13 protein-coding genes and 2 pseudogenes are annotated in these 18120 nt (G+C 71.3%); 13 read left to right on the forward strand and 2 right to left on the reverse strand.

Annotated elements, in window-relative coordinates:
- Positions 1-63: 63 nt before the first annotated feature.
- The 8 genes from ACF07V_RS36635 to ACF07V_RS36670 all read left to right on the forward strand — a co-directional run bounded on the left by ACF07V_RS36635 (position 64) and on the right by ACF07V_RS36670 (position 9900).
- The gene (locus ACF07V_RS36635) at positions 64-969 is read left to right on the forward strand and encodes a universal stress protein (RefSeq protein WP_392160157.1); all 906 of its coding nucleotides are present in this window, start codon (positions 64-66) and stop codon (positions 967-969) included.
- Entirely contained in the window at positions 966-2048 is a 1083-nt protein-coding gene (locus ACF07V_RS36640; protein ID WP_392160159.1) for a universal stress protein, read from the forward strand. The genes ACF07V_RS36635 and ACF07V_RS36640 overlap by 4 nt, the downstream gene beginning before the upstream one ends.
- An 82-nt stretch (positions 2049-2130) precedes the next feature.
- A complete protein-coding gene (locus ACF07V_RS36645) occupies positions 2131-2586 on the forward strand; it encodes an Hsp20/alpha crystallin family protein (RefSeq protein ID WP_392160161.1) in 456 nt (151 codons plus the stop codon).
- Positions 2583-3086 carry a flavodoxin domain-containing protein gene (locus tag ACF07V_RS36650; protein ID WP_392160162.1) on the forward strand — a complete coding sequence of 168 codons (504 nt, stop codon included), beginning with the start codon at positions 2583-2585 and terminating at the stop codon, positions 3084-3086. The genes ACF07V_RS36645 and ACF07V_RS36650 overlap by 4 nt, the downstream gene beginning before the upstream one ends.
- 49 nt (positions 3087-3135) lie before the next feature.
- Positions 3136-3729 (forward strand): hypothetical protein, encoded by a 594-nt coding sequence (locus tag ACF07V_RS36655; protein WP_392160164.1) that lies wholly within the window; start codon positions 3136-3138, stop codon positions 3727-3729.
- Positions 3722-6418: a cation-translocating P-type ATPase gene (locus tag ACF07V_RS36660; RefSeq protein WP_392160166.1), complete on the forward strand. Its 2697-nt coding sequence runs from the start codon at positions 3722-3724 to the stop codon at positions 6416-6418. Before ACF07V_RS36655 ends, ACF07V_RS36660 begins: the two co-directional genes overlap by 8 nt.
- A gap of 318 nt (positions 6419-6736) precedes the next feature.
- Positions 6737-7510 carry an HAD family hydrolase gene (locus ACF07V_RS36665; RefSeq protein ID WP_392160168.1) on the forward strand — a complete coding sequence of 258 codons (774 nt, stop codon included), beginning with the start codon at positions 6737-6739 and terminating at the stop codon, positions 7508-7510.
- Positions 7507-9900 (forward strand): glycoside hydrolase family 65 protein, encoded by a 2394-nt coding sequence (locus ACF07V_RS36670; RefSeq protein ID WP_392160170.1) that lies wholly within the window; start codon positions 7507-7509, stop codon positions 9898-9900. The genes ACF07V_RS36665 and ACF07V_RS36670 overlap by 4 nt, the downstream gene beginning before the upstream one ends.
- 147 nt (positions 9901-10047) lie before the next feature.
- Here ACF07V_RS36670 and ACF07V_RS36675 read toward each other — a convergent pair whose 3' ends face one another.
- Positions 10048-10671 carry a CBS domain-containing protein gene (locus ACF07V_RS36675; RefSeq protein WP_392160172.1) on the reverse strand — a complete coding sequence of 208 codons (624 nt, stop codon included), beginning with the start codon at positions 10669-10671 and terminating at the stop codon, positions 10048-10050.
- Between the two features lie 461 nt (positions 10672-11132).
- Between ACF07V_RS36675 and ACF07V_RS36680 the strand changes: the two genes are divergently transcribed.
- The 3 genes and pseudogenes from ACF07V_RS36680 to ACF07V_RS36690 form a co-directional block, all read left to right on the forward strand.
- Complete coding sequence (locus tag ACF07V_RS36680) at positions 11133-11552, forward strand: hypothetical protein (protein ID WP_392160173.1); 420 nt, start codon at positions 11133-11135, stop codon at positions 11550-11552.
- A gap of 81 nt (positions 11553-11633) precedes the next feature.
- Positions 11634-12192, forward strand: a pseudogene (locus ACF07V_RS36685) (SDR family oxidoreductase); the annotation flags it as partial.
- Between the two features lie 823 nt (positions 12193-13015).
- Positions 13016-13356 (forward strand): annotated as a pseudogene (locus ACF07V_RS36690) (ATP-binding protein); the annotation flags it as partial.
- Between the two features lie 57 nt (positions 13357-13413).
- Here ACF07V_RS36690 and ACF07V_RS36695 read toward each other — a convergent pair.
- On the reverse strand, positions 13414-14151 hold the full coding sequence (locus ACF07V_RS36695; protein WP_392160175.1) for a VOC family protein: 738 nt from the start codon (positions 14149-14151) through the stop codon (positions 13414-13416).
- A gap of 671 nt (positions 14152-14822) precedes the next feature.
- Between ACF07V_RS36695 and ACF07V_RS36700 the strand changes: the two genes are divergently transcribed.
- On the forward strand, positions 14823-16742 hold the full coding sequence (locus ACF07V_RS36700; RefSeq protein WP_392160177.1) for a hypothetical protein: 1920 nt from the start codon (positions 14823-14825) through the stop codon (positions 16740-16742).
- A gap of 890 nt (positions 16743-17632) precedes the next feature.
- A complete protein-coding gene (locus ACF07V_RS36705) occupies positions 17633-18040 on the forward strand; it encodes a hypothetical protein (RefSeq protein ID WP_392160179.1) in 408 nt (135 codons plus the stop codon).
- The last annotated feature ends 80 nt before the right edge of the window (positions 18041-18120 follow it).

Here is an 18120-nt window from a genome sequence, read left to right on the forward strand (position 1 = left end):
GCACAGCCACCGCGATGCCAGCCTGGGAGGGTGATTCCCGGGGCGTATCGCCGAGGAGGAAGCATGACCAGCGAGATCCCCGCCCGTCCGGAGTTGGGCGACGTCGTCGTGGGCGTGGACGGATCCCCCTCCGCGCGCACGGCCACGCTCTGGGCCGCCGCCGAGGCGCACCGCCGGGGCCGCGCCCTGCGCCTCGTCCACGCCGCCGACACCGACCGGCGCGCCTACTGGAGCGACGCCGACTCGATCCAGGCGGTGCGTGAGGCGGGCCGCGACCTGCTGATCGACACGGAGAGCGCGGTCCACGAACGCTTCGCCGACCTCACCGTCACCAGGCAGGTGAGCCGTCGCGAACCGGTGGCCGGTCTCCAAGAGGCCGCCGGCGACAGCGGGACCATCGTGGTGGGAACCAGAGGACTCGGCGGATTCTCCGCGCTCCTGCTCGGCTCGGTGGGGCTGGGTGTGGCGGCCCGCGCGGGGGTGCCCGTGATCGTCGTGCGCGGGGAGGGCGAGCGCCCCGAGACGGGCTCGGTGACGGCCGCGGTGCACGACAACGCCGACCTGGACTGGCTGCTGCTCGCCGCCGCCGAGGCCGACGCCCGCAAGGCCGCGCTGCGGATCGTCAGCGTCTGGAACGTCCTCACCCACGTCGGCAGCGTCGCGACCATGCTCGACGACCTCGACGCGATCGCCCATCAACGCGTGCACGAGGTGAAGGGTCTCGCCGACCGTGTCCGCGAGGTCTACCCCGCGCTGATCGTCGGACAGCATGTGGAGACGGGCACGAGCACCCCCGGGATCCTGATGGAGGCGAGCAGTCGTACCGACCTGCTCGTCATGGGCCGCGGCCGTCGCCCGCTGGGTGTCGGACCGGCTCTGGGACGCGTCGCCCACGCGCTGATCCACCACGCCCACTGCCCGGTGGAGATCGTCCCGACCGCCGGCGTCACACGGGACCAGGAGCCATGAGCGACATCTTGGTCGGTGTCGACCCCCGTGACCTGTCCATCCAGGCCCTGGTCTGGGCCGCGGACGAGGCCGTACGCAGAGGGGCCACGCTGCGTCTGATCGCGGCCGTGCCACCCGTACACGACCGGCTCCGGTACGACGCGCTCGCCCACGAGAGCTCCCTGCGCATCCGCGCGGAGTCGACGCTCGCCAACGCACAGGACCTCGTACGGGAACTGCACGACGGGCTGTGGACCGTGACGGAGCTGGTCGACGGGGTGCCCGCCACGATTCTGCGCGACCGGACGCGGGGTGCCGCACTCGCCGTCGTCGGCTCGCGCCGCCTCGGCAGGGCCGCCGAGGTCCTCAGCGAGGGCTCGGTGGCCGTCCCACTGGCCGCGCGTGCCGACTGCCCGGTCGTCGTGATCCGCGAGCCGGAGCACACGGCCGTCCACCCGCCGCTGATCGTCGTCGGCGTGGACGGCAGCAAGGACTGCCGGGCCGCCGTCGCCTTCGCCGCGGCGGAGGCGAGCCTGCGCGACGCACGGCTCATGGCCGTCTGGGTCTGGCCCCGACCGCTGCTGTCCCGCGACGACGACGCCGAGGGACTGGCCGACCGACGCCGGCTGCTCGCCGAGTCGGTCGCCGGCTTCGCCGAACGCCACCCCGACGTCCAGGTGGAGCAGGTGATCACGCGCGGGCACCCCGTCGAGGCACTCACCCGCGCATCTCAGGACGCGCTCGCGGTCGTCGTCGGACGCAGGGGTCGCGGAGGCTACTCCGGCATGCGGATCGGCTCCACGGTCCACGGGCTGCTGCACCACGCCGCCTGCCCCGTGATCACCGTTCCCCTGCCCGAGGCGGGAGGGACGCTCGATGCCGCCCCAGGGGCCGAGGGGCGTGCAGCCCGGGGTGCAGGTGCGGGACGAGCTGCGGACGCAGGCCGTGCACTGTGGCGCGCCACTCCGCAGGTGTGCGAACCCTCGGGCGCGTCCCGCGTTCCCCATGGGCCGATCGGTCCCCTCCCGGCACGGCCCGTTCGGCCCTCCCGGACAGCCCCCATGGGCACTGCGCCGTGCGAGGGCAGCGCGGGAGGGTGAGTACGAGAGCCGAACCGGGCTCCCGACCCGACCCGAGCCGCTCGCCGGCCCCGTCCGGGACCCGCACACAAGGAGCAGAACGATGACCGGAGACAAGCTGGAACGCAGGCGCAGCCGCTTCCCCGACTTCAATGACTGGTTCGGCCGCGAGTTTCCCGGGCTGCCCGGCTGGCGCCCCGCCACCGCCGCGCACTCCATCCCGGTGGAGGTGTCCAGTGGTGCGGGCGGGTACGTGCTGCGGGCCGAGCTGCCGGGCATGGACCTGGAGGACATCAGCATCACCGTCGACGACAACCTGATCACGGTGGGTGCGGAGCACAGTGAGAGCGAGGAGGACAAGGAGCACTCGGAGTTCCGCTACGGATACTTCCGCCGGACCGTACGCCTCCCGGCCACGATCCCCGCGGACGACGTCGACGCCTCGTACGCGGACGGCATCCTCACCATCCGCGTCCCGGTGCCGGAGGAGAAGGCCGGGGCCCGCCGGACCATTCCCGTGCGGCGAGCCGACAGCGCGGCCGGGGGCGAGCGGTCATGAACACCAAGCGCGTCCTGGTCGCCTACGGCAGCAAGCACGGCGCCACCGCCGGGATCGCGGACGAGATCGGCAGGGCCCTGCGGGACGACGGCTTCGACACGGTCGTCCTGCCGGCCGACGCCGTCACCGACGTCAGCGGCTACGACGGAGTCGTCCTCGGCGGGGCCCTCTACGCGGGGCACTGGAACGGCAAGGCGCGCCGGTGCGCCCGGCGCAACGCCGAGCAACTCCGACACCGGCCCGTGTGGCTGTTCAGCAGCGGGCCCGTCGACAGCTCCGCCGAGCAGCACGACATCCCGCCCGTCCGTGGTGTCGCCCGCCGGATGAAGAAGCTCGGCGCACGTGAGCACGTCACCTTCGGCGGTGCCGTGACGTCCGAGACGCCCGGTCCCGTTGCCCGTTCCATGGTCCGCCACGGAAAGGGCGGGGACTTCCGCAACCCGGAACGCGTCCAGGCATGGGCGCACCACATCGGAAGCGAGCTCGGCACCCCGCGGTGAGTGGCGTTGCCGAGATGTCCGGAGGGCCGTCCCACCCCGGAGGTGCGACATGAGCCGCCACGAGCCGCCGGGTCGCGGGCCCACCACGTCCGGGAGCGGACCCGGTGGGCGCGCCGCCCTGATCCTCGTCCTCGCGATCGCCCTGATCTGCGGTGCCGTCGCCGGCGCGATCCTGTGGGACACCGGAGCCAGAGCCGACCGTGCGCTCGCAGCCCACCGCCACCAGGTGCAGGCCGTCACCACAGGACCGGCCGAGGACCCGCCCATCGCCTCACGGCAGGGCGTCAGGCCGCCATCCATCGCGCCGGCGGTGTGGACGTACCCCGACAACGTGCGGCGGTCCGGGACCGTCCAGGTACCACCGCGGACGCCGCAAGGACGCACGCTGACCATCTGGGTGGACGACCGGGGCACTCCCGCCCGTCCGCCGGGCACGACCGCAGACCTCGTGCCGGCCACTCTCACGGGCGGCATCGCGGTGGCTGGTGCCGCAGCGGCGGCGAGCGCCGGCGCTCTCGCTCTCGTACGACGGCGGTCCGCGGCCCGCAGGTTCGCGGCATGGGAACGCGAGTGGGAGCAGGTGGAGCCGCTGTGGTCCGGCCGGCTCCGGCGCGGTGGCGGCCAGGGATCCGGCGATGGCTGACCGAGCCGATGGCCGCACCGCCGTGGAGCACGCCACCCGGGCCGCCGAGGGGCTGCCCTTCGACCCCAGCGAGCCGCTGCCCCGGCTGCGCCGCGAACTGGACACCGGTACGGAGGGGCTTTCCGCCCGCGAGGCCGCCCGTCGCCTCGCCGTCCACGGACCCAACGAGGTACGACGCAAGGCGCACCCCTCCTTCGTGCGGGAGCTGACCGGACAGCTGCTCCACCCCCTGGCGCTGCTGCTGTGGGCCGCTGCCGCCCTCGCCTTCGTCGCGGACCTCGCCGTCCTCGGCTGGGCGATCCTCGCGGTGATCGCCGTCAACGCGGCCTTCGCCCTGCTCCAGGAACGGCAGGCCGAGCGTGCGGTGGAGACCCTCGCCCGCTATCTGCCCGAGCACGCCCTTGTCGTACGCGACGGCAAGCCCCTGACGGTGGAGGCTCGCGACCTGGTGCCGGGCGACGTGATCGTCCTGGAGGAGGGCGACAAGGTCCCCGCCGACGCGCGCGTCACCGAGGGCGGGGTGGAGGTCGACCTGTCGATGCTCACGGGGGAGTCCGTGCCGGCGGAGCGGATGGCCGCGGCCGGGCTTCTCGGCGCCCCTCTCCTCGAAGAGCCGAACCTCGTCTTCAGCGGGACGACCTGCGTCGAGGGACAGGCCCGGGCCGTCGTCTTCGCCACGGGCCACCACACCGAACTCGGCCGGATCGCCGCACTCAGCCAGCGCACCCGGCGCGAGGCGAGCCCTCTGGAACGGCAGGTCAAGAAGGTCGCCTGGCTCATCGCCGGCGTCGCCACCGGCATGGGGGCGGTGTTCCTCGTGGTCGGCGTGGCCGTAGGCCTTCCCGTGACCGACTCACTGATGTTCGCCATCGGGCTCCTCGTCGCCAACGTCCCCGAGGGGCTGCTGCCGACCATCACCCTGGCCCTCGCCGTCGGCGTACGTGCCCTGGCCCGCCGGGGCGCCCTCGTGAAGCGGCTCAGCGCCGTCGAGACACTGGGCTCCACCGGAGTCATCTGCACGGACAAGACCGGCACGCTCACCCGCAACCGGATGCGGCTCCGGGCCTTGTGGACGGTCGCGCACGGAGAGGAACCAGGCCCCTGGGCGCAGGAGCTGGCCCGGGCGGCCGCCCTGTGCACCACCGTGACCCGCGAGGCCGACGGCGAACTCCACGGCGACCCCACCGAGGCGGCCCTCGTCGCCGGGGCAGCCGAGCACGGCGCCCCGGTGGACCCCGATCGGCGCGACGCGGGGCGCGGCGCCCTGTTCCGCTTCGATCCCCGGCTGCGCCTGATGTCGGTGGTGCAGGACGACGACCGGGAGACGGGCCGCGCGCGGATCGTGGTCAAGGGTGCCCCGGAGGCCGTCCTGGCCCGACTCGTTCCGGGGGATGGCGCGGACAGTGCGCGTACGGCGGCGGAGGGGTTGGCCCGGGGCGGCATGCGCGTCCTCGCCGTCGCCGTACGGGACCTGCCTCCCGGCGCCGGACCGCCCGCACACCGCCAGGACGCCGAGTCGGGGCTGACACTGCTCGGTCTCGTCGGCCTGTACGACCCGCCGCGCCCCGAGGTCGCGGCGGCCGTCCGCCGCTGCCACGAGGCCGGGGTGCGGGTGCACATCGTGACGGGTGACAACGGGGCCACGGCCGAGGCCGTCGCCCGGGAGGTCGGCATCGGGGTGCCGAGGCTGCAGGTCGTCGCGGCATCCGAGTCCCTGGGCGACGAGGAGCTGGACCGGCTCCTGCTGGACGGCGACGCCGAGATCGTCTTCGCCCGCTCGTCGCCCGAGACGAAACTCAAGGTCGCCGACGCCCTGCGGGCGCACGGACGCATCGTGGCCATGACCGGCGACGGGGTGAACGACGCCCCTGCCCTGCACCGGGCACACATCGGGGTCGCCATGGGACGCTCGGGCACGGACGTGGCCCGCGAGGCGGCGGCCATGGTGCTCACCGACGACGACTTCGCCACCATCGTCACCGCGATCGAGTCCGGCCGACGCGTCTACGACAACGTCCGCAAGTTCATCGTGTACATCTTCGCCCACGCCACCCCGGAGATCGTGCCCTTCCTCGTCTTCGCGCTCTCCGCCGGCGCCGTCCCGCTGCCGCTGACCGTGCTGCAGATCCTCGCCATCGACCTGGGCACCGAGACCCTGCCCGCCCTCGCCCTCGGCCGGGAACGCTCCGAGCCCGGCGTGATGGAACGGCCGCCCCGGCCGCCGCACCAGAGCGTGATCTCCCGCGACATGCTCGTCCGCAGCTGGGGCTACCTCGGGGTGACGTCGGCAGCCCTCGTCATGGCCGGGTACTTCTACGTGCTCTGGCGTGCCGGCTGGCAGCCGGGAGACCCGACGGACGCCGGTAGCCCCCTGCACCACGCGTACGTCACGGCCACCACCGCCACCTTCGTCGGCATCGTCACCTGCCAGGTCGGCACCGCCTTCGCCGCCCGCACCGACCACGCAGCCCTCCGCGCCATCGGCATGTTCTCGAACCCGCTGCTGCTCGCCGGCATCGCCTTCGAGCTCGCCTTCACCGCCGCCCTCGTCTACGCGCCCCCGCTCCAGCACCTGTTCGGCACGGCAGCCCTCCCGCTGGACGTCGTCCTGCTCGTCGCGACCTTCCCGGTCCTGGTGTGGGGCACGGACGAGCTGCGGCGCGCTCGGCGGCGGCATCGGCGGATGTAATCCGTTCCCAGTTGCGCCGCCCCAGGTTCGCGAAACCCTGGAAGAGACCGCAGTCGACAAGGATCCGCGCATGATCACCCTCCACCAGGAACTTGCTGCCGGCGACCGCGCCCACCCCGCCCAGGAAGCCGAGCAGGGACGGACGCGGAGCGGCGGGAGCGGGAGTCTGGGCCGCCTCGGACAGGGCCGACCCTCCGCCGGAGTCCGCGCCGGTCCCCACCCCCGCACCCGGAATGGTCGGGCCGCAGGAGCCCGGTGGACCCCGGCGAGGCGCCTACCGGCCCATGCGGCTTCTCTCCTCGCGCCAGGGGCGGGGCGGTGAACGGGCGAGCCCAGGGCGTGCGACCGCCGCGCGCCGTCGTCCTCGACACCGACGGTGTGCTCCTCGACTCCGCCACGGTCCACGCGGCCGCGTGGAAGGTCGCCTTCGACATCTGCCTGTCCGCGCGAGCCCGCGACGGTGAGGAGCAGGCGCCCTTCGACACCGGCGCGGAATACCGGCGGTTCGTCGACGGACGATCGCGCTACGACGGCGCGGAGGCCCTCCTCACCGCCCGGGGTATCAGACTGCCGGCGGGAACAGCCGGGGATCCGCCCGGCTGCGACACGGTGTGGGCGGTGGCCGCACGCAAGGAACAGGTGTTCAGCGGCATGGTCGCGGCCAAGGGTGTTCCGGCCTTCCCGGATGCCGGGCCGGCGCTCGACGCCCTGCAAGCGGCCCACGTACCCCGCGCCGCGGTTTCCGCCTCCCGGCACGCCCGGGCGCTGCTGCGGGCGTCCGGCCTCCACCGGCACCTCACCGTGATCGTGGACGGGCAGGACGCCGCCCGGCTGGGCCTCGCCGGAAAGCCCGACCCCGCTCTCTTCCTCCACGCGGCCGCGGCCCTCGGCACCCGGCCCCGCGAAACCGCCGTGGTCGAGGACGCGCTCGCCGGCATCAGGGCGGCGCGCCGCGGGGGCTTCGGCCTCGTCGCCGGTCTTGACCGCACCCCGGACGGGCGCCTGAGCGCCCGGCTGCGCGAGACGGGCGCCGACCTGACGGCCCCCGACCTCATGCTGCTGGCCCGTACGGTCTGGGGCGAGCGGAGATGACCACGAGCAGCTGGAGCTGGAGGTACGACCGGTACGAACCGGACCGCGAGAGACTGGTCGAAGCGCTCTGCACGCTCGGCAACGGCAGGTTCGCCACCCGCGGCTCGGCACCCGAGTGCACTGCCGACTCGACGCACTATCCGGGCACCTACCTGGCCGGCTGCTACGACCGGCGGACCTCGGTCGTCGCGGGCGAGCGGGTGGACAACGAGGACCTGGTCAATCTCCCGAACTGGACACTGCTGCGCTATCGCTGCCTTCCGGACGACGGGCCGCCCGGCGGCTGGCTGACGCCGGACTCGGAGGACCTGCGCCACTCCGACGTCGCCCTCGATGTGCGTTCAGGAGTTCTCACCTGCCGCCTGCTGTTCCGAGACGGTCGCGGATTCGGCCTGCGAGTCGGCCACACCCGCATGGTCCACATGGGAGCCCCGTGGCTCGCCGCCCAGTGCACGACATTCCGCGCGTACGGCTGGAGCGGCGCCGTCGAGGTGGAGTCGGTCCTCGACGGCGCCGTCACCAACGCCGGCGTCGAGCGCTACCAGCACCTCGAAGGCCGCCACCTCACGGAACACCGGACCGGATTCGAGGCCGACGGAGTCGCCTGGCTGACCTGCCGTACCGTCGATCCGGGCACGCGCATCGCCCTGGCCGTCCGCACGGTCACCCGCCCCGCGCGCCCCGCGCTGGAGGCCGCCACGAGGACCGGCACCGTGCAGACGTACCGGCTGCCGATCGCCCCCCGCCGCTCGGTGATGGTCGCGAAGACCCTCGCGCTGCGCACGTCCATGGACCGGCCCGCCGCCGACCCCCTCACCGCGGCCGGAGACGACGTCGCCCGTGCTCCCACCTTCCCCCAGCTCCTGGCCACCCACGAGGCGGCCTGGCAACGACTGTGGGAACAAGGCGAGTTGCACGTCCCGGGAGAGGCGGGTCGCATTCTGCGCCTGCATCTCTTCCACCTGCTGCAGACGCTCTCCCCGCACACGGCGGAACTCGACGTGGGTGTCCCCGCCCGTGGCCTGCACGGTGAGGCGTACCGGGGTCACGTCTTCTGGGACGAGCTGTTCGTCCTGCCCTACCTCAGCCTCCACTTCCCCGAAGTGGCCCAGTCCCTGCTCCGTTACCGCCACCGCCGGCTCCCGGCCGCCCGCGCGGCGGCGCGCCGAGCAGGCCGGATCGGGGCCATGTACCCGTGGCAGAGCGCGAGTTCGGGCCAGGAGGAGACGCAGGAGCTCCACCTCAATCCGCGCTCAGGGCGCTGGCTGCCGGACCACTCGCGGCTCCAACGGCACGTCGGCTCGGCCGTCGCGTACAACGTGTGGCGGTACGCGCGGTCCACCGGCGACCGCGGGTTCCTGCACTCCGCCGGCGCCGAAGTCCTCCTGGAGGTCGCCCGATACTGGGCCGGGGCGGTCACCTTCGACCCGGCTCCCCGGCGCTATCGCATCCGCGGGGTGGTGGGCCCCGACGAGTACCACGACGCCTACCCGGGCGTGACGGCACCGGGCATCGACGACAACGCCTACACCAACCTGACGGCGGCCTGGGTGCTCGCCCGTGGGCTCGACCTGCTGGGTGAACTGCCCGCCGCCCGGCGGGCGGAACTGCGGGAGCAACTGCTGCTCGACGACGAGGAACTCGCCCGATGGGAGGACGTCTCCCGCCGCTTGTACGTTCCGTTCCACCGGGACGTGGTGAGCCAGTTCGAGGGCTACGGGGACCTGGCGGAACTCGACTGGGAGGCGTACCGGGCCAGGTACGGCGACATCCGTCGCCTCGACCGGATCCTGGAGGCCGAAGGAGACACGGTCAACCGCTACCAGGCGTCGAAGCAGGCCGACACGCTCATGCTCGGCTACCTCTTCCGGCCCCAGGAGCTGTACGCGCTGTTCGCGAGGCTCGGATACCGGATGGACGACGAGACGTGGCGCGCCACCGTGGCGTACTACCTGCGCCGCACGAGTCACGGTTCGACGCTCAGCAGCCTCGTCCATGGCTGGGTGCTGGCCCGGCAGAAGGGAGCCGACGCCTGGCGCTACTGCGAGGAGGCGCTCCTCGGCGACGTGGCCGACGTCCAGGGCGGAACGACCGGCGAAGGCATCCACCTCGGGGCGATGGCGGGCACGATCGACCTCGTCGAGCGCGGCATCACCGGCCTCGAAGCGGGACCGGAGGGCCTCAGGGTGGAACCAGTGGCGCTACGGGAGCTCCCGCGGTTCGCCTTCACCCTGTGCGCCGGCGGTCATCGAGGGGTACGAGTTCGAGTGCTTCCCGGGCGGCTGGCAGTCCGTGTGCCGGCCTCACCCCAGGGCGCGCTCACCGTCGTCCTCCCCGGCGACCGGCGGTTCGCCGTGGCAGCGGGGGAGGAGCGCTGGTTCCGGCTGTGAGCCCCGAGGCGAGGATCCCCTCGGTCCCGGGCCCCCGCCGGCCGATCCGGTGCGCATCCGAGCGGCGATCGCGGCCCGAACCGAGGCGTCCTCGACCGGCGACGTGCTGCGAGCGGGGCTCGTCCGTCTGCTCTTGGCGTGGGGGATTCACCCGGCGATGTCGTGCGCGGTCCGCGCGGAGGGTGTGAGGTGCGTGTCGTCCTCGTGAGCGGACAGGTGATCCACGACGGCGACGACGCCGTCCACCCGTTCGGTGAGCCCGACGAGCATCCGGGCCTGGCTCCGCCGCGGGAGACGGCCCTCGAGCGTCACCACGCCGTCGAGGACGTGCACGTCCACCGCGTCGCCGGCCAGACCCATGACGCCGGTGAGGACGTCCTCGCGAATGCGGCGCCGTATCTCCGGGTCCGGGCGGAGGAAGACACAGAGCAGATCACGACGGGTCACGATGCCCACCAGCCGCTCCTCCTCGTCGACCACCGGGAGGCGCTCCACGCCCCGCCGCACCATCAGCCGGGCCGCGTCCGCCGCCGACTGCTCGGCATGCACGGTGACGGCCGGCGCGGTCATCAGCCCCTGCGCGGTCGGCTCACGGTGAGCCAGGAGGTCGCTCTCGGAGACGACGCCGAGTACGCGATCGTCCTCGTCCACGACGGGGACTCCGCTGATGTCGTGCTCGGCGAGCAGCTTCGCCACCTCCTTGAACGAGGTCGCGGGGGTGGCCGAGACCACGCCGCCGGTCATCAGGCCACCGACGTTCATGTGCTTCATCGCCGCGCCTCCTGCTGTTCGAGGGTGCTGCCAGGGTGCGCTGCCTGGTATCACTACCCTCGTCGTCCCGCCGCTCTCCTGCGAGGGCCGAACGGTCCACAACGGGGTCCTGGGCGGCGCCTGCTTTCTTACGGCGGGTGGGACCTTTGGTCCGGCCTTGCCCCCAGCGGCCCTCCGGGCCCCGGATGCCAGGGTGAGAGCAGTCCCCTCGGAACGCGTGAGGAGGAACCACGGACGCGGCCGTGGGCCGAGATTGACCAGAGCCGGTGAGCCGACCGTCTGGAGCGTGGGCCGGCCGCCGGGGCACGGACGGCGCCGCGGAACGGTGCCGAGCAGCGCGCCGGCGACCACGCGCCCCCGTTCTCCGAGCTGGCCGACCGTGTCTGGGAGGAGTTTCCGGAGCTGACGGTGCGCTCCGACGGAGCGAACAGCCACAGCGCCGAGGATGCGAGGATGCGCTCGTGGTGACAGATGCCGAATGGACTCGGATTCGCAGGGGGCTGTACTTCGGGCAGGTCTTCGAGGGCACCGTAGTGAAGGTTCCTCGGCCCGGTGCGATCGGGATCTTCGTGGACATCGGCCTGAGCGTCGGAGGCTTTGTCGACGTTCTGTTGCTTCCGGAACAGAGCGATGACTGGCCAGTGGAAGGCACGGTTGCCGACTTCGAGATCTGGTGGGCCGACAGTCGTCAGCAGATCCGGCTGAAGCCGTCCGACTCACGGTATCTGCGGAACGACTTCACCGACTTCATGGGGCGCTTGCGCCCCCATTGGTCATCAGAGGCCGGCCGGCCCGTTCGTGATCCCCGGCCTCCGGACCTCAACGAGGTGCTGGCCGCACTCCGACCTGATGGGCTGCCGTCGCCCCATGAGGTCTGGTGAGGCGGCCGGTCGTCGTGGCAGAGGCCAGGGGGTGCCGGGAAGTCACGGGAGCGTGAGTCGCGCAGGCGATGCCGCGGCAGTCTCGACACCACTGACGAGGAAGACGTCGACCGCCGCTTCGAGGAGGCGGCTCGACAACTCGGCCCTGTTACGGGTCTGGCCAACAACACCGAGGTCAGTGGGCCCAACGGCCGGTCTTGCGGACGCCGATGCCGAAGGCATGCGCCGGGAGCTGGAGGTGAACGTCCCGGGCTACCTCCTGTGAGCACGCCGTGCTGTGCGCGACATGACCAGGACCGGCGGCGGGGCCATCGTGAACATCTCCTCCGGCGCCGCCGCGATCGGCAGCCCCGGCCAGTACGTCCACTGCGCCGCGGCGAAGGCCGCCGTCGACGCCATGACCGTGGGCCTCGCAGAGAGGTCGCCTCTGATGGGATCCGCGTCAACTGCGTCGCCCCGGGCACTGTGCGGACTGACTTTCACGAAGGCCCGACCGCCCGGCCAAGGTCGCCTCCGCCACTCCGATGGGAAGTGCGGGGCAGCCCGAGGAGATCGCCGGCGCCGTCCCTGGCTCCTGTCCGGGGGCGCGGCGCCAGCTGTGCCCACTGGACTCCAATCGGCACGACCGCGTCTCGCTTGATCTCCCCCGAGTACCTCTGCTCGGGGTAAAGCCCACCAGCGTCTACGCCCAGGTACGACTCCGGGCTCAACGCCAAGCAATCGACGCCCTCGGCAACGCACTGGAGTTGTGGACGACGAAGCTGGCGAACCCCCCGCCACAGCAGCGGTCCACTGATGTTGAGAGAACCCCGGAGGAGTCGAGGTGAGTTCATCTGAGACGTCTGGCGTCCTCTTCGTTCCGTACCGAGATCACGTGGCCCTCGCCATACAACTCGATTACAATTGCTCGGGCTTCACTCGAGGACGAAGCCATCAGCTTGAATTGAATTTCTGATTGACCGGCGATCCGAATAAAGCCGACGTACTCGCGCTTCGGCTCTCCTAGCTCGGCGTCCATCGAGTCTCCGGTTGACTAGCTGTAGGGGTTGAGGTAACCCCCACGATGGCAGAGCGCTCCTGCTTTTGGGCTTGCGTTGTTGTCGCGGCAGTTCCGGCGCAAGGCTCGAATCACGCGCCATGGCGCTGGGCCTGGGACGCGCTGCGGCTGGTGCGATGTGCTGGTGTGGTACCCAGTGACGTTACGTCAGATCGGAGTGTTTTCGCGGCCCGGGAGTTGAGCGAGAACGTCGCGCTGTGCTGGGGCGGCTGTTCCAGCAGGTTGCGCCGTCGCTGGTAACAGGAGCGCTCCCGTTTGGATGCCAGGAACGGCACCCGAACCAGGAAAGCGATCGACAAGTTGTTCCCCCACCCCGCTACCTCAACCCGTGCTCCATTACGCCGATATGACGGCGGTCCAGCAGGTTGCTGGTTGACCAGATCACGGAGTCGGCACCCTGTGATCCGAGTGGATCAATCAGAGCTGGCCGCTCTGTCTGATCGCTGCCCCCTGGCACCGGTAAGTCCCGCACGTTCATCGCGCTGGGCAGCTGGGCAACGGGGCCGCGGTGAAGGGCTGCCGCGTCCGCTTCGCCCTGGCCGTCAAGTTGGTAAACGAGCCGGTGGAGGCCGTCGACGAGAAGCGGCTGAACAAGACGATCGCCTGTTACGGCTGCGTGGATCTGCTCAGTATGCGTGAGCTCGGCTACAGGGAATTCGACCGCCATGGCGCCGAGCTCCACTCCCAGGCCCCGACCGGGCCGGGGAGAAGAACAGCGTCGGCATCGCCTCGAACGAGTCCTTCGGGGCCATGTGCTGACGTCACGCGGTCTTCGGCCTGCCCGGGAATCGGCCGATCCGTTGCTCAGCGAGGCGTGAGGAGGCAGAACTCGTTGCCCTCCGGGTCGGCCAGAACCGTCCAGGAGATGGCGGATTGGTCGATACCGGGGTCGGTGGCGCCCAGGGCGCGCAGTCGGGCTTCCTCCGCTGCCAGGTCGTCACCGGGGTAGGGGCGGACGTCGAGGTGGACGCGGTTCCACACGCTCTTGGTGTCGGGCGTGCGGAGGAACTCCAGGTAGGGCCCGACGCCTTTGGCGGAGCGCATGGTCGCCTGGTCGTCGGTCACCTCGTGCACCGTCCAGTCCATCGCCTCGCCCCAGAACCGGGCCATCGTGCGTGGATCGGTGCAATCGACCACGACCGCCGCGATCGGCCCGGTGTTCCGGTAGATCGGGCGGGGCTCCAGGACGCAGAACTCGTTGCCTTCCGGGTCCGCCATGACCGTCCAGGGGACATCGCCCTGACCCACGTCGACCGGTGTTGCGCCGAGATCCTTCAAGCGCGCGACCAACTCGGCCTGATGAGCAGCCGAGGTGGTGGCCAGATCAAGATGCACGCGGTTCTTGACCGTTTTGGGTTCCGGGTCGGCGACGAGGTCGATGCAGACGGCCTCGGGGGACGGGTAGGCGAAGTCCACGGGTTCGAGGTTGGTCACGCCGGGTCCCTCGCTGTCGACACCCCAACCGAGTGCCTCGGCCCAGAACCGGCCGAGCGCGGAGTCGTCCTGGGCCTTCATGTTGATCTGAACGAGTCGTGTTGCCATACCGCAGATCCTAGAAGCTGCCGCTGCCCAGGCCGCCACGATCAGACATGTGCTCGACCAGGTGCCGACTACGGTCGCATTGCCGAGTCTGCCGAGTCTGCCGAGTCTGCCGAGTGTTCCGATGAGGGCGAGTCCTTGCGAACGAAGGCACACCTTCCGCCGCCCGCATCCGACCGATCGGCGGCACGGAGCCCGAGCTCCGACGGCGCGCTGACCCCGCTGACCGACGAAATGCTGTTCAAGCCTGCGCCCGCCGACTCGGCCCGCACACTCCACGAGCGGGCACCCCCCGCCGACAGCCCGCGCGACGCTCGCTGGAAGCTACCCACTCCGTTGAACTCCGGACCAAGAGGGGACGAGCAGCCGTGGCCGTTCTCCGAGATCCTCATCAACCACGAGGGAGCTCGACCCGGGACAGCGACGGGCCCGCCGCCGCTTGCGTCGCTCGCGGACAGCCGTTGTGTCTCGAACGGGGCGACGGATCTTCTCCCATGCTGGCTTGAATTGAGTGAAGTCCGCCCGCTGCGGACCCGCCCAGCACCTACTCCCTGGATTTCGGACCGATGCGGCTCCCGGGAGGACGGACTGCTGGCGCACACCAGGTCGGCGGGGCAGGTCGCGGCTGGGCTGAGGGCCTTGTCCCACAGTGAGTCGGTGGGAATCATGACCGTGTGCAACACCGAAAGAAGCTCCACGAACTGCTCCCGAGCACCGGACTGACGGTCGTCGAGGACGTACGCCCGGGCAGCCTGCTGCCTCCGGAGGCCGGCTGGCGCATCGCGCACGGGATCGCGGCGCCCGACGGGGCGGTCCGAGAAGCGCTCGACGCCTCGTGGTGGCGCCGCCTTGCGGATGCCGACGGCGAGTTCTTGATAGCCGTCCTCGGACATCGGATCGGCGGCAACGACTCCTGGTGGACCCGGGTCCGCTACGTCGGCGGTGGTGTGCCGGGGCTGGCCGGCGGTCCCGGGTTCGTGGCGCTCTCCCTCGACGGGCAGGTGCTTCTGGCGGAGGTGCCGAGTGTGGACGGGGCTCGTGTGACAGCCCTGGACCGGCTGCCCGACCGGTTGGAGGAGGCTGCCGCGGCTGCCGGGCGCGAGAGGGAGGACGAGCGCGCTGAGGTGTGGGCAGCGGTGCCCGGCTGGCATGCGTGGCCTGTGCACTGGGCGGAGGGGATCGGATCCAACCCGGCTGCACCGGACGACCTGCTGATCCGACTGCTGGACGTGGCGGAGGGCTTCCTGCACGGATGCGACCGACCTGCCGTCCTCGACGCCGCCATTTCGCACCCCGACCCACGGGTGAGGTCGAGGCCCGCCGACACCTTCCGGCCCAAGCTCACGTCCGATCAGTGGGTCCGTCTGGTCCGTACCGAACCGTCGCCGAGTCGGCGCGTGCTGTGGGCCGAGCATGCCGCCGTTTGGGGCGCGGAACTCCCCGAGGACCTGTTCGACGACCTCCTCACCGGCTCGTCCCGAGCCTTGGCCGCCGAACTCCCGGGGCTCCCAGCACACCATCTCCCGGGTCTCGCGGCCGATGCCGATCCCCGGGTGCGGGCGGCTGCCTGCGCCCGGTGGGAGGACGTTGCCGCGCCGCTGCGGGAGCGGCTGCTGGCCGACCCCGATGACGGGGTGCGTACGGCGGCGCTGCTCGCCCACCACATCGGCACCCCCATGCCGCACGAGGTCTTTGCCGCACTGCCCGTGCCTCGGCGCGCGCTCGAAGAGTGCCGTCTCTCGCCCGAGCTTGAGGCACAACTGGTCCGAGACGGGGACGCGGAGTCACGCCGGGCGCTGGCCGCCAACCCGCAGCTCAGCGCACACGGCGTCGCCGTCCTGGCGCAGGACCCGTACGACGACATCCGTTCGACGGTGGCACTGCGGCCCGACCTCAGCGAGGAGCAGCGTGCCGCAGTGCGCTACACATTCGACCCGACGTTGATGTCGCACGCTCTCCCCTGGGTAGAGCGCCTGCAGGGGGACCCAGATGCCATGCGCCGCCTCGCCGTATCGTCCCATCCGCTCATCCGGCGAAGCGTGGCCCGTGCCCGGAACCTTCCACCAGACGTGGTGCAGCATCTGGCGAGGGACGAAGACCGGACGGTCCGCCTGTTCCTTGCCGAATCGTGCGACGACGCGCCGGCCGACATGCTGCTGGAGGTCTGGCGCTGGTGGGACGGCAGCTTCACTCACCCCGACCGCCCCCGCAAGCACCCCAACTTCCCGCGTACGGGCCTGCTGCGCTACGCCGACGACCCCAGCGGGCGGATGCGCCGCCTGGCCCTGGACGACCCGGAGTCCACGCATGCCGACGTCGCACGCCTCGCTCGCGACTCGGAACCCGAGGTGCGCCGCCGCGCCGCCGAGGACCCCCGGCTGTCACCGGCCGACGCGGTGCGGCTGCTGAACGACCCGGCGGGCGACGTCCGCGGGACCGCGATGCGCAATCCACGGCTGCCGGCTCGCGTTCTTGCCGGGTTGCTGCACGATGCCGACACGGCACGGACGGCGGTCGCCAATCCGGCGATCCCGGTCCCCGTCCTGCACCGCATCCTGGATGCAGCCGCAGCAGCCATAACAGCCCGGCGCTGAACACCGCCAACCCCGCAGGACGGCCGTGTCACCTGACCCGGAACTCCTGCACCCCCAGTGATCGAACGGTGGGATGGATGTGCGCCGCTGGGCGACCGCTCTCTGCATGGGCCCCGCCGAAAGCATTCGGGGCTCCCCGCCTTTGCGGGGGTCGCCCCCACAAGGGGCGAACGCTGGGCCCCCGCTTGCGCGCGGATGGTCTGCGCTCCGGTCGCTTTGCTCGCTGTGTCACGGGTTGTGGTGAGTGATGCCGGTGTACCGGACCAAGTCCGGGGCGTGCTTACCACCGCACTTACCAGCGGCTGCGGGGACGACACAGGAAATGGCGGATCGGGTGTGCTTGCCAAGGGCTATGCGCGGGCGGCGATGGAGCCGTGCTGTCGTCCGGTTGTTTCCGAGACCCATGTCCGCCAGACGGGGCGTGTGTTGGGTATCTCGGGGCGATCGAGGAGCCAGAGGACGTAGCCGGCATGAAGTCGTGCCCATGGGTTGTCCGACGCAGCGGCCGCACTGAGCAGGTGGCGGAGCCCCTCGCAATCGACTGCTCGTGCGACGCGAACGTACTCGCGATCCTTGCAGCGGTAGGCCCGCTGGACGACGATCTCGACGAGATCGATGAGCTTCGCCCTGGTCGGCTGGTCGGCTGGTCGTGGTCGACGGCAGCAATGCGGCGGATGAGCGACTGTTTTGTGCCCCAAGCCTTTGCATGTTGTGTCCACTCGCGGGGAAAGCGCGCTTCCCGCTCCAGAAAGAGAAGCGCATAGGGCAGGCCCGGCCCGCGGGCACTCTCACCGTGCCACAGCCCTTCAGGCAGCGAATAGCTGCACATGTCTGCGTATACCTCACGCGCCCCGTTGAAGGCCGACTCCTGATACTGCTCCTCCAGCCCCATGAACCAGCGGCACGAGGACGAACGCTTCCGCATCCGCGCGGCCATGGATCGCCTCCTGGCTGGCGAGCCCACCAGCTCCAACGGCAGCCTCACAGCCGCAGCGCTCGCCGCAGAGGCCGGTGTCCACCGCATGGCGCTGCAAAAACGCCACGCCGACCTGAAGGAGGCGTTCTACGCGCGAGTGCGTACGGAAACGCACCAGACACCGGAGGTCGAAAAGCGGCTTCGCAAGGAGGTGGTCCGCCTGAAGGAAGCTCTCAAGGACTCCCGGGCTGCCGAGGCCGAGTCCCGGCATCGAGCCGAGCAGATGGCCCTCGCGGCAGCCGTCCTCATCCTCCGGAAACCCGACAACCAAGACCAGCCTGCCACCGGCAACGTCATCCCGCTCCGTCCGTCCGGCGGTTAGAAGGACCAGGCCGTCACGCTGCGACGCTGAGCTCCTTTCGGGTCCGGTGGATGAACTCGCGGACGGCCGGCTCGCGCCGC

Source organism: Streptomyces sp. NPDC015661 (genome assembly GCF_043077765.1).
GTDB lineage: Bacteria > Actinomycetota > Actinomycetes > Streptomycetales > Streptomycetaceae > Streptomyces.